This is a genomic window from Chlorobiota bacterium, from assembly GCA_016700335.1.
Classification (GTDB): Bacteria; Bacteroidota; Ignavibacteria; order OLB7; family OLB7.
In genome coordinates this window covers 412,528-425,331 of the sequence record CP065014.1, presented here as the reverse complement: position 1 = coordinate 425,331, position 12,804 = coordinate 412,528, and the positions used below count along the sequence as shown (strand labels likewise).

Annotated in this window: 13 protein-coding genes; 6 read left to right on the top strand and 7 right to left on the bottom strand. The window is 27.6% G+C overall.

The annotated features are described in order from the left end of the window. Positions 1-155: 155 nt before the first annotated feature. Positions 156-881 carry a hypothetical protein gene (locus IPP08_01690; GenBank protein QQS66911.1) on the top strand — a complete coding sequence of 242 codons (726 nt, stop codon included), beginning with the start codon at positions 156-158 and terminating at the stop codon, positions 879-881. A gap of 102 nt (positions 882-983) precedes the next feature. Here the strand turns inward: IPP08_01690 and IPP08_01685 are convergent, their stop codons facing one another. Then, entirely contained in the window at positions 984-1,280 is a 297-nt protein-coding gene (locus tag IPP08_01685) for a DUF3098 domain-containing protein (GenBank protein QQS66910.1), read from the bottom strand. A 142-nt stretch (positions 1,281-1,422) separates the two neighbouring features. Here IPP08_01685 and IPP08_01680 point away from each other — a divergent pair, with 142 nt between their 5' ends. Further along, positions 1,423-4,038 carry a M1 family metallopeptidase gene (locus IPP08_01680; protein ID QQS66909.1) on the top strand — a complete coding sequence of 872 codons (2,616 nt, stop codon included), beginning with the start codon at positions 1,423-1,425 and terminating at the stop codon, positions 4,036-4,038. Positions 4,039-4,086: 48 nt separating this feature from the next. Then, on the top strand, positions 4,087-4,650 hold the full coding sequence (locus IPP08_01675) for a gamma carbonic anhydrase family protein (protein ID QQS66908.1): 564 nt from the start codon (positions 4,087-4,089) through the stop codon (positions 4,648-4,650). A 32-nt stretch (positions 4,651-4,682) separates the two neighbouring features. On the opposite strand, the gene IPP08_01670 is transcribed toward IPP08_01675, so the two are convergent. After that, positions 4,683-5,306: a hypothetical protein gene (locus IPP08_01670; GenBank protein QQS66907.1), complete on the bottom strand. Its 624-nt coding sequence runs from the start codon at positions 5,304-5,306 to the stop codon at positions 4,683-4,685. Positions 5,307-5,560: 254 nt separating this feature from the next. Between IPP08_01670 and sucC the strand changes: the two genes are divergently transcribed. The 3 genes from sucC to IPP08_01655 all read left to right on the top strand — a co-directional run bounded on the left by sucC (position 5,561) and on the right by IPP08_01655 (position 8,647). Continuing rightward, positions 5,561-7,081: an ADP-forming succinate--CoA ligase subunit beta gene (gene sucC, locus IPP08_01665; protein QQS66906.1), complete on the top strand. Its 1,521-nt coding sequence runs from the start codon at positions 5,561-5,563 to the stop codon at positions 7,079-7,081. A 154-nt stretch (positions 7,082-7,235) separates the two neighbouring features. Then, positions 7,236-7,832 (top strand): RNA polymerase sigma factor, encoded by a 597-nt coding sequence (locus IPP08_01660; GenBank protein ID QQS66905.1) that lies wholly within the window; start codon positions 7,236-7,238, stop codon positions 7,830-7,832. 38 nt (positions 7,833-7,870) lie between these two features. Beyond that, entirely contained in the window at positions 7,871-8,647 is a 777-nt protein-coding gene (locus IPP08_01655; GenBank protein ID QQS66904.1) for a hypothetical protein, read from the top strand. 128 nt (positions 8,648-8,775) lie between these two features. Here IPP08_01655 and IPP08_01650 read toward each other — a convergent pair whose 3' ends face one another. From IPP08_01650 to IPP08_01630, 5 genes are all read right to left on the bottom strand, one after another. Then, positions 8,776-9,849: a hypothetical protein gene (locus tag IPP08_01650; GenBank protein ID QQS66903.1), complete on the bottom strand. Its 1,074-nt coding sequence runs from the start codon at positions 9,847-9,849 to the stop codon at positions 8,776-8,778. A gap of 95 nt (positions 9,850-9,944) precedes the next feature. Further along, entirely contained in the window at positions 9,945-10,358 is a 414-nt protein-coding gene (gene ndk / locus IPP08_01645) for a nucleoside-diphosphate kinase (protein QQS66902.1), read from the bottom strand. Positions 10,359-10,387: 29 nt separating this feature from the next. Continuing rightward, a complete protein-coding gene (locus tag IPP08_01640) occupies positions 10,388-10,765 on the bottom strand; it encodes a sulfurtransferase (GenBank protein QQS66901.1) in 378 nt (125 codons plus the stop codon). 288 nt (positions 10,766-11,053) lie between these two features. Beyond that, positions 11,054-12,106 carry a succinate--CoA ligase subunit alpha gene (sucD, locus tag IPP08_01635; protein ID QQS66900.1) on the bottom strand — a complete coding sequence of 351 codons (1,053 nt, stop codon included), beginning with the start codon at positions 12,104-12,106 and terminating at the stop codon, positions 11,054-11,056. A gap of 221 nt (positions 12,107-12,327) precedes the next feature. Next, on the bottom strand, positions 12,328-12,768 hold the full coding sequence (locus tag IPP08_01630) for a hypothetical protein (GenBank protein QQS66899.1): 441 nt from the start codon (positions 12,766-12,768) through the stop codon (positions 12,328-12,330). Positions 12,769-12,804: the final 36 nt, after the last annotated feature.

The following is a 12,804-nucleotide window of genomic DNA, read 5'->3' as shown; positions in this document are numbered from 1 at the left end:
ATTTATTCAAAACTTAACCAAGAAATTATTAGAAATAATATTTGATATCTCAATTATTAATTATCTAAATTCTAAAGTTTTTTAGTTTCCTTAAACAAAACATTAAATATCTTATTCATTATTATTATTTTACTCTTCTAATTATTTAAAATTCTATGAAAAATATTTTTTACTTATCTACTTTATTAATTTTATTAGTTTCTACTGGATGCAAAACTCTATACGATCCTAACATGATTAATTCTCCTATGATAACCAAACAAGGTGATTTGAGTTTAAATATTACACAAAAAGATTTTCAAGTGGCTTATGCTTTAAATAACAACTTAGGGATAATGGCAAATGGTTATATACGAAATGAAAATGTAACATCAAATTCAAATGGTGTTATTACAACTAATGAAAAGGATGATGGATACTTAATTGAAACTGGATTAGGCTACACTTACCCTTTAACTGTAAACTTGTATACAGATATTTTTGCTGGAGCTGGGTTAGGTCAAATTAATTTTAATGTAAACCCTGATAATGTTTCTGAGAATAGAAAATTTACATGCAATGGGACTAAATTATTTTTTCAACCTGGTCTATTTTATAAATCTGATTATATAAGTATTAGTACTAATTTAAGGCTTTCAATTGTAAGCTTTAATAACCCAATATTTACAAATTATACTGAACAAAATAAAATAGATGATAAGTTAAATGAATTCGATAAACAACCATATTTATTTATTGAGCCTGGTGTAACATTATTTGCTGGATATAAATGGATAAAACTGTTTGCTCAAGTTGGTAAATCATTTAAACTTACTGATAAGCCAATAAATAATAATGATGCTATTTTAAATTTAGGATTGAATATAAATTTTAATATATAATTTTAATATATAATTTTAATAATTTTAATAATTTATTAAAAAAAAAGAGGTTATAACTTTTATTATACCTCTTTTTAGTACTTTAATTCAAATTAAAATAAACTATATTTGTTCTATACTTTCAGTTGATTTGTCTCTTAACATTATTCCTGTAGGAATAACAATACAATATGCAATTGTAAGGATAATTGGCGCAATATTAACTGCTAAAGAATTGTTCCATATACCATCATTATTAGCTGGGTCTTTAGATATACTCGTAGCCATTAATGCATAACCAAGTATTAATAAACCTATACCAGAAAAAATTAATATCCAATTTTTCTTTGTAAATGGGAAATTAAAATCTACAAGATTATTTTGCTTAATGGTATTTTTTTTTGCAATAGTTTTTGCCATTTTTTAGAAATATAATATTAAGGAAATTTTAAAATATCTTTATTTGAACTAAAATAAAGAGAATATCTTTTTATTACAAATTAGAATTTATTTAGTTCTTTTAGAAAACTCAAATTCTTGTAAATAATAAACACAAAAATATATGATTTGTATCTATAATAAGTTAAAATTTATTTTTTCAATATTAATAATTTTTATTTCTACTAATTCTGTTAATTCTCAATCTTTATTTAATAATGTAAATTTCAAAGGAAACAGATCTCATACATTTGATGTTCAAAGTATTTTAATAGAATTAAAATTCGATGAGCCAAATAAAAAAGTAATTGGTGTTGTTGAACATTCAATAAATTCCTTAAGTACTAACTTAAGCAAAATTGAACTAGATATTGCTGAGAATATGAAAATTAGTGGGGTTTGGGTGGATGAATTAATGACTAGTTACGATAGAAATGATGGGAAATTAATTATTAAATTTCCTAAATCAAAAAGATATTTGCAAAATTTCAAACTGAAAATTTATTATGATGTAATTCCTAAAAAAGGAATGTACTTTATTCAACCAGATTCATTAAACCCTAAACAAAGAAGGCAAATTTGGACTCAAGGTGAAGCTGAAGATAATCATTATTGGTTACCAATGTATGATTATCCAAATGATAGATTTACTGTTGAAGTTAAAGCTACTGTAAATATCGATCAAAAAGTATTGTCAAATGGTGAGCTTATAAGTACCAAGGATAATCTAGATGGAACTGTAACATGGCAATGGAAAATGGATAAACCAATACCTGGCTATTTGATAATGTTAGCAATTGGAGATTACTTAGTAACAAAAGATACTGTAAACAATCTTCAGCTAGAATATTGGAGTTATAAAGATATGCCAGAAAAAGTTCAAACTACATTTAAACATACCCCTGATATAATAAATTATTTTGAAAAGTTGACTGGAGTTAAATTTCCATGGATTAAATATGCTCAAGTATTTATTGCAGAATTTATGTTTGGTGGAATGGAAAATACAACAGCAACAACTTTAAATGACAATTCACTTGTTGATTCTTATGGATTGATTGATAATAACCCTGATGGATTAATAGCTCATGAAGCTGCTCATCAATGGTTTGGTAATTTGATTATCAATAGATCTTGGGGTCATTTATGGCTTCATGAAAGTTTTGCTACTTACCTATCATCACTCTTCATGGGATTTAAATATAGTAAAGATGATTTGATAATGGATATGTACAACCAAAGATTAGGTTCCATAAATACAGATGAATCTCAGGGTCGTGATCCTATAGTTAATGGAAAAGGTATTACACCTAATATTTATGGGCGTGGATCAAGAATATTGTGGATGCTTAATACTTTAATTGGTGAAGAACTATTTTGGAAATCTATTAATCATTTTCTAAAAAAAAATGAATACAGCCTAGTTGAAACAAATGATTTAAAAATTGCTTTTGAAGAAACAACTGGAGAAAATTTAGATTGGTTTTTTAATCAATGGGTTTATAAGGCTGGTTTTCCAGAGTATTCAGTAAGTTATAATGTTAAGGATGATACTTTAAATTTAAATGTTAAACAAATTCAAAAACAAGATTCAATTTGTGGTTTGTTTAAAATGCCTGTATCAATTGAAATTTACTCAAATGATAACTGGATGAGTGAGTCAGAAATTGGAGGAGCTAAGCTAGTTAATAGCAATATAGGTGTTACTATTGATACTATTTGGGTAACAACCGTTGATAGTACTTATAAATTTAAAATTAATTCTAAACCAAGATTTGTAATTTTTGATGGAGGAGATTTGGTTATGAAAAAAATTAATTTTTCTAGAACTCAAAATGAGCTAGTTGCTCAAATGTGTTATGCTCCAAGATTTTTAGATAGGTTAATGGCAGTTAAAGAACTAGAAAAAAAATATCCTGATACAAACTCAAGCCAAAAAAATTGGATGTGGACAATGACATTAGATTCAATTTATAAATTTGAAAAAAATAGTTATGTAAAAATTGCAATGATTGAAGCAATGAAAAAATCTAGATCAAATGTTGCAAATAATATTTTAATATCAGGTTTAACAGATTCAAATAGAGATGTTCGTAAATCAGCTGTTGGGGTTGCAGAAAGAATTACTGATAAAAAATTGTTATCATCTATATTAAGAGGAATGTTAAATGATAGTAGTTATTCATTGAGGGCAAGTACACTTAGTTTATTATCAAATTATGATACAACTGGATTGAGTGTGTATTTACTAAAAATGAAAGGGGTAAAAGGCAGAAGAGGAAGATTTGCAAATGCTTGGCTAAGCGCAGTTTCTGATGGTAAATTTAAGCAAATGATTAATGATGTTATTGACTACACCAAACATGATTATAGCGATTGGACTAGGGCAAATGCATATGAAACAATTGGCAAATTAGATACCATTAATTCAAAAGTAATAGAAACTTTAAAATTAGGTATTCTTGATAAAAATACTTTTGTTTGTGATGAAGCATTAAAAACATCAAAGCTGTTAAAAAACAATGAACTTTTAAATTATATAATAGAATTAAAGAAAACTGCAGATAAAGACTTATTTGATAGAATTGAAAAAATAATGTATCCAGTTGTTAAAGATTCAGATGTGAATAATTCAGTTGATAATAATTCAGTCAATTCGAAATTAAATGAAAATAAAAAAAAGGAAAATAAAGTTATTGTTAAAACAGTTAAGAAGATTCAATTGAAAGGGAAAAAATAATTTTATAAATTAAATCAATAAGTAATTCTAATTAAACTTTTTAAATAAATGATAAATATTCCTCCTTATAATGACAGATCTGATATAACTGTATTACCATTCGAAGGAATATCCCCAAGAATACATAGTAGTGTTTTTATAGCCTCTGGTGCTAGAATAATTGGTGATGTTGAGATAGGTGAACAATCAAGTATTTGGTATAATGTAGTAATTAGAGGAGATGTACATTGGATTAAAATAGGAGTAAGAACTAATATTCAAGATTTAGTAATGTGTCATGTTACTAACAAGAAACATCCTTTAACAATATGTAATGATGTTACCATTGGTCATAGTGCCGTTCTTCATGGCTCAACAATTAATGATAAAGTGTTAGTTGGTATGGGTGCAATTTTACTTGATAAGTCTGTAATTGGTACTAATTCAATAGTTGCAGCAGGTACAGTTGTTAAAGAAGGGTTTGTAGTACCAGAAGGAGTTCTAATTGCAGGAGTTCCAGGGAAAATTATCAGAGATTTAAATGATGATGAAAAATTATATTCTGCAAAGGGTGCTGCAAATTATAAAGGTTATGTAGAAAGATTTATTAAATCTGGGTTTGAATTATATTAAAGAAATTTATAAAAGTAATTTTAAAGTATAAATTACCATTTAATTCCATTTAGTATTGCCTTATGAATTGAGATAATTTCTACATTTGATGGTAGAGGTTTATATTTATTAGGTATTTGAGTTAACATGCATTCATACAATTTTTGTGTTCCATTAATTTGGGTGTTAAAAATGCCAGATCTAATTATTGTTACACTTGAATCACTACTGTAAGTGAATGCACCAAAAGTTTTACTCTTTATATTTATTTCAGAAGGGTCTTCAATCAATTCAATATTTCCTATGAACCTTTTTTTTCTCCATTTCAATGTACCCATCGTTAAAGATATTATGTCAATTCCTGAAGATATTACTTTTACATCATTATATGGAAGTTCTGTAAAAGTTAGCATGTATCTATAATCTGGATCACAAACAACTGCAAATATATTTGCATTATCAGATTTTTGTTGTGGAGTTACAATGAGCCACCCATCAGGAATTCTAGCACTAATATTACCATCAGGTGAATAAATCAAATCCTGAGAATACAAGAAATTAGTTACCGGAATTTGAATTTGGGAATCATTAATTACTATTTTGGAACTACTTCCACACGAAGCAAAAATAAAACCAAGAATAAATATGATTGTTTTTGATCTGTATAAAAATTTCAATACTTTTTTAATCTATTTTAATATCAAGTAACATTTAGCAAAAAATTGCATATTAAAAAATCTACAAAATAAAATATAAATCTGCAATCTAATTAAACCAAAAATAAGAATTAAAAATTGCTTTAGTCAAAAAGATTGAATTATTATCAAATAAAAATTTCTAAACTTTTATTAAAAATTAATTTTATACAAGACAACTTTTTTATTTTTGCAGAAGAAAAATAATTTAATAGAATTTATATATATAATTTAAAATGAATCTTCACGAACATCAAGGAAAAGAACTTTTAGGTAAATACAATGTACCAGTTCAGCAAGGTATTGTAGCATTTACTCCAGAAGAAGTTGAAAAGAATGTAAGAGAATTAGTTTCTAAAGGAGCTACCCTCATAATCCTCAAAGCACAGATTCATGCGGGTGGAAGAGGGAAAGGTTACATGCATAATGTAAAAACTAATTTACTTGTTTTCAACGGAGATAAAGAACTTCGTGGAGTAAAAGTATTACCTGTAAAAACTGCTGCTTCAACTGCTAGAGAAGCAAAAGATTTAGCAAAGAAAATGTTAGGTAACAAACTCGTAACAATTCAAACTGGTGAATCTGGTAAAATTGTAAATAGATTACTAGTTGCAAACGGAATTGATATTGCAAAAGAATTTTATTGTTCAATTTTACTTGATCGTGAAACTGGAAAAAATTTAATTATGGTTTCAAGTGAAGGTGGAGTAGAAATTGAAAAAGTGGCTGAAGAATCACCAGAAAAAATTATTAAAGAAAGAGTTGATATTGGACAAGGTCTTTTACCTTTTCAAGCTCGTAAACTTGCTTTTGGATTAGGCTTAGAGGGTATTGCTCAAAGAAATTTTGTCAATTTTATTACATTACTTTATAATGCCTATCTTCAACTTGATGCCTCAATGGTTGAGATTAATCCAATGGTTTTAACTCCAGCTGGTGAAATAATTGCTGTGGATGCTAAAGTTAGTATTGATGATAATGCCCTTTATCGTCATTCAGATATAGAAGCAATGAGAGATAAAACCGAGGAAGATCCTTTGGAAGTTCTTGCTAGTGAAAATGATTTGAACTACATTAAACTTGATGGTAATGTAGGTTGTATGGTAAATGGTGCTGGGCTTGCAATGGCAACTATGGACATTATTAAACTAGCTGGTGGAGCTCCTGCCAACTTCCTTGATGTTGGTGGTACTGCAAATAGTGAGAGAGTTGCTGCTGCATTTAAATTAATGATGAGTGATCCAAATGTTGAAGCAGTTTTGATTAATATATTTGGAGGAATTGTAAGATGTGATAGAGTTGCAAGTGGTATTATAGAAGCTATGAAAACAGTTGAAGTGAAAGTTCCTGTTATTGTTAGGCTTGATGGAACAAACGCTGTTGAAGCAAGACATTTGTTAGAGAACTCACCTTTGAAATTCTTAGTTGGAACTACATTAGCTGAAGCAGCAGAAAAAATTTCTGAAGCTATGTCTTTTGAAGTCATCAATTGTTCTGCCCCATCTGCTAAAATTTCTTTAGATGACGATGATGACGATGATGATGATGAAGTTACTGATAGTGATGATGATGAAGACGAAGATGAAATTGTTGATGATTATGATGAAGGGAAATTAAGTGAGTTTGATGCTGAAGAAATTGAAGATCCAGATTCATTGGATTTTGAAGATTTTGATGCTGATGATTTGGATGATGATTTGGAATTAGATGACGATGACGAAGATGATATTGGATTTGATGATCCATTAGATATCTAATTTTTTATTTTTGTATTTTAGGTGGTATGTAAATATCACCTTTTTTTATATCCAAAATTTTATTTTTGAATTTATTTAAATTAATTTTCTAGTTTAGGTGTGTCCATTTTCTTTTTGTAGTGTCTTATCTTTTTATAAATTTCAAATAAACATATTGAATCTTAAATCTCCAATAGTAAATAATTTTAATTCTCAAAATGATAATTTGAGAGACTTGGAATTATTGAAGTCATTCTTAGCTGGAGATAATACATCATTTGGGAAATTATACTCATTTTATGAAAAGAAGGTAATGTTTTATTGTAAACATTTAACAGAAAATGATTTAGTTGCACAAGATGTATTTCAAGAAATTTGGATTAAAATTATTAATTTAAGAACTAAGAGTATTAAGGTAGAATGTTTTAAAGCTTTATTATTTACTATTGCTCGAAACACTACTCTAAATCATATTAGGGGTGAAAAACGGTATAGTACCAAATTGATTTATAATTACGATGTCAATTTAAAAGCTACTAACTCTGAGTATTCTGAAACTGAAGAATTAGTTAATAAAGCATTAGCAAGGTTGCCATTTATTCAAAGAGAAGCTTTTTTAATGCATGCAATTTTAGGGTATTCATTTGAAGAAATATCTAAAGTTCAAGGAGTTGGATTATCTGCCGTGAAATCAAGATCTGCAAGAACAAGAGATTTTATCAGAAAATTGTTATCTAATTGGATGGCTTTAAGCGAAGAGGTTTTAGATTGAATATTGTATTGTCAAATAAAATTTATTAATTGCTAAGTATGAATAATTTTGATAGAGTTTACTCTTTCTTTAATAACGAAATGACTCTAGATCAAGAAAGAGAATTTTTGATTTCTGTTGCGTCTAAAGATAGCTTAAGGAGAGAAATAAAATCTCAAGTTTTACTTGATTGTATACTCCAGAATCACTTAATTAATACAAACATAGACGAACAAGTTAGAAGTAATATATTTAACAAATTAAACCAAAATCATATTGTAAAATTAACAGGATTAAAAAATAAATTTAATAATTATATATTTTTTAGTTTAATAATAATTTCTACTTTTGGATTTGGATATTTAGCTGGAAATAAAAGTCTGATTAATAAAAGTGAGATTTCATATAAAAGTAAAAGCCCTAGTGTTGTAACAGAAGTTAAATCAGATATTAATAATAATAATCAAGTTCAAAATATAATTCTATCCAGCTTAACCAAAAAAAATAATTTCAAACCTATTTTTAACTATAGTAAGAATAAGAGTAAGCTTTCACATAAATCAAATAAAAATTATGTTGAACAAAGAATGTCAAATCCTCTAAATCCGAATAACTTATTAAATTATCAAATTACTTCTAGCCCTTTAGATCCTATTAGATATATAAAACCTCAAGGTAATTATAACAAAGAATACCAAACTTCTGATCCACTTAATCCGAAAACAATTAAAAGCATTAATTACAAACCAAGTGGAACTCCTTTAGATCCACTTAACAAAGGGAGTCAGCAAATAATTCCAAATAATGTAAATTCCGGGAATGAACTTCCTAAATAAATAATTATTGTTGTAAATTTTTTAATTATCAAAAAATAAAAAACTAAGTTAATACCTTAAAAGAAGTATAAACTTAGTTTTAAATTTTATGAACCTTAATCTAAATTATTTAAAGTATTTATAAGATTTTATTTTTTAGATTCTTTTACCCTATCATCAACTGCAAAATTTTCTGTCCCGATTTTTTTTAGAAAAGTATCATGAACAATATCAACTTGTAAAATACCTCCAAAACTTGGTTGCATAGTAATTCTTCCAGTTGAGTTTGTCCATCCTGAATTTAGCTCACCTCCATCATTGAATGTAAAGTCGCCAGTAAGTTTAGAATTTCCATAATCAATTTTAAATGGTTTATCAAAACCTGCTAAAATTATTTCCTTTGAAAATGGTATATCAAATTTCCCATTAAGAATAAGATGATTTTCAGAAGATGTTAAAGAATCACCTGTTTTAATATAAGTTAAATTAACTTTACCTTTAAAAATTGTCATATCCAATATATTAATAGAACTTATGACAAGTTTACCATTAGGTTTGATTACTCTATCAATTGGTGCTAGAAGCCTCCAGGGAAGCAAAGTTGTTGCTGCATAGTTAACTTCTAATGTGGACTTGCATTTAGCTTTACTAAGATCATCTAAAGCATCAGCTCCCATTAACTGACTTCTTGCAATATCAAATTCCTCACTTTCCATACTTAATAATTCACCATAAGGAGAAAGTTTGAATTTAACAGGTCTGTTTACAAATAGAGATGGGGCTAAGACTTCTAAATCACCTACTTTCTTTGATTGAGCATCGGTTAATTTTTGAGTATTAAATACTAGTTTTCCAGAACTATTATTATTTTCTATAATCATAGAATCCACATTTACCTCAAATATTAATTTCCCACGATTTTCTGGTTTTGCAGATTGAACTGGGCGACAGCTTATAAAATAATTTAAGATTCTTTCTGTAGTATCGGAAGGTTGAGATGGTAATTTAACAATTTTTCTAACTCTCTCAGTATATTTATATGAAGTTAAATAATTAGGTTTGATTGGTAAATCAAACCTAAAAACTTTTTCACTTTGATTATCAATTTTTGAACTTTTTTGTTGTGCATTAACATTTAAAATAAATACAAAGCTGAATAATAATCTAAATGTTACTCTAAAAAAAAGTCTTGATTTTGTAAAATACATTAATTTAATTTTCATTTAATAAATTTGAAATTCTTAGAGTAGGCTAATTATTTCACTGACTAAAAACAAAAAGTAAGTAACTTTATATTTTAATATCTTTGAAAAATTACTTATACAAGTTCACTTTTTGCAAAGAAAAAAGATATTTCATTATTCGCATTTTCTACTGAGTCAGAACCATGAACTGCATTTTCACCTTTACTACTAGCAAAGTTTTTACGAATTGTCCCCTCAGCTGCTTCAATAGGGTCAGTAGCTCCAATTAAAGTTCTCCAATCTGCAACTGCATTATCTTTTTCAAGTGCAACTACTACAACTTCCCCACTAGACATAAACGAACATAGATCTGTATAGAATGGTCTTTCCTTATGAACTTCATAAAACATACCAGAAATTCGTTCTGATAAATGAATCATTTTCATACCTATTATCTTGAATCCTGCTTCTGTTGTCATTGTTAATATCTGACCAATTACATTTTTTTTAACAGCATCTGGTTTTAGAATACAAAGTGTCCTTTCCATTTTAATTAAAATTTATATTTTGAATTGTTTTAAATATCTTTTTTTACAATATCATACTCTTTTTCGTTCCAACCACGCCAACCTTCTGACATAGATGATACATTTGTATATCCCATCTGAACAAGTGTTGATGCGGCTAAAGCAGATCTGAAGCCACCCCCACAATACAATATTATCTCTGAATTTTTATCTTCGATTTTAGATTCCACATCTCTTTCAATTACTCCCTTTCCAATATGAATTGCATTAATTATGTATCCTTCTTTCCATTCATTATCTTCTCTAACATCAACTAAAATAAAATTCGAACCTAATTTAATTTTATTATAAGTTTGTTCTGGTGTAACTTCATTGATATGAGCTTTTGCTTCATCTACTATTTTAAGGAATCCTTCTGAATGAGCCATTTAAGTTATTTTAATTTATTTAAAATCTAATAGTTGTAATTTAAAAAATTGATTATAATTTTAATTAAATTTACCATAATAAAATAATAGTTATAAAATACAAACAAGTCAGACCCATTAGCCTGACCTGTAAAAAAGTTAAATAATAAACAAGCATAATCTAAATCCATATCAACAAATGTCGATCTAATAACACTTAAAAAATATATATTAGCAACAAAATTTTCTTTTAATTAGAAATTACTAAATTAAAAAAAATGAATTTTTTAAGGATTACATTCCTCAAAATTATTTTTTTAAATTTGGTTTCTTAATTACTTTTTTTTTATCAGCTAATTTATTTGTTAAAGTTTTAGTAGCAATTTTATTAACCGCTGCTTTTTTAGCAACTAATGTTTTTTTTGCTACAACTTTTTTACTTGCAGTTTTATTTGTAGGTTTTTCAATTTTTGAAATTCCTAATGCAATTAACATTGTTTTACCTAAATCAGCTGGAGAATCTGAGACGAAAACACCAGCTCTTTTTAAAGCTTTGACTTTTTCAGAAGCGGTTCCTTTTCCTCCAGAAATAATAGCACCAGCATGACCCATTCTTCTTCCAGGGGGTGCAGTACGCCCTGCAATAAAGCCTACTACAGGTTTTTTTACATATTTCTTAATATAAGTAGCCGCTTCTTCTTCTGCATTACCTCCAATTTCACCAATCATAATTATAGCTTTGGTAGCAGGATCTTCGTTAAACATTTTCAATGCATCAATAAAATTAGTGCCGTTAATAGGATCTCCACCAATTCCTATGCAAGTTGATTGTCCTAACCCAACATCAGTTAACTGTTTTACTGCTTCATAAGTTAAAGTACCAGATCTTGAAACAAGTCCAACATATCCTTTCTTATGAATGAAACCTGGCATTATCCCTATTTTGCATTCACCTGGAGTGATTACTCCCGGACAATTAGGACCAATAAGCCTAGTTTTAGAATCTTTCAAAAAGCTTTTTACAGAAACCATATCCCTAATTGGAATACCTTCAGTGATACAGATAACCAACTCTACTCCTGCTGCAGCTGCTTCTTTTATTGCATCAGCTGCAAATGGAGGAGGAACGAAAATTACAGAGGCATTTGCTTTAGTTGCCTTAACAGCTTCAGCTACAGAATTAAACAATGGAACAGAATCAATGAATTCTTCTGGTTTGTAATTAATTCCACCTTTGCCAGGAGTTACACCTGCAACAACATTTGTTCCGTATTCTAACATTTGAGAAGTATGAAAAGTTCCTTCTTTACCTGTTATTCCTTGAACTAGCAATCTAGTTTTTTTATTAACTAAAACACTCATTAATAATTTATAAATGTATAATTGTAAATTGAAAACCTATGACTATTTTTTATCTTAATAAATAAAAGTTTGCAAAACTAACTTATAAAGTATAATTAGCAAATAATTATTGAACAGTTAACTTTATAATCAATTCAAATAATTTTTATAATTCAAAAATCAAATTAAAAAAAATGCGGATGTTGATATTTTCAACATCCGCAATAAAAATATAAGGATATTTATCTGAATAATTCTTTTATCATTCCCCATGAACGTTTAACACTTGAAACCTCATGTATAATCATAATTGGTTGTGAATATTGCTCACCATTTGTTCCAACAGACTTAATTCGATAAATAAACTGCTTTCCAGTTTCATTTTTGAAAAAAGCACCATTATCAGTATATGAGTAATTATTATTACAATTCATACAATTTCCACCTTTAGATTTGGAATCGATTCTACCAATTCGTCTGAAATCTACAACTTCACTACTCTTACGTTCAATTTCATAACTATAAATACCTAGTTCACTTGCTGTGTTCCATTGAATTAAAACTTCCCCACCTTGTGAAACTGCTTTCATTGTACCAAATACTACTCCATTTTTACCTGCATAAATGGCTGTACTTACCACAAATACAATAAAAGATAATGTTACAACTAATTTATATTTCATAAAATTTACTTTTAATTAAACTAATTTACAAAGATA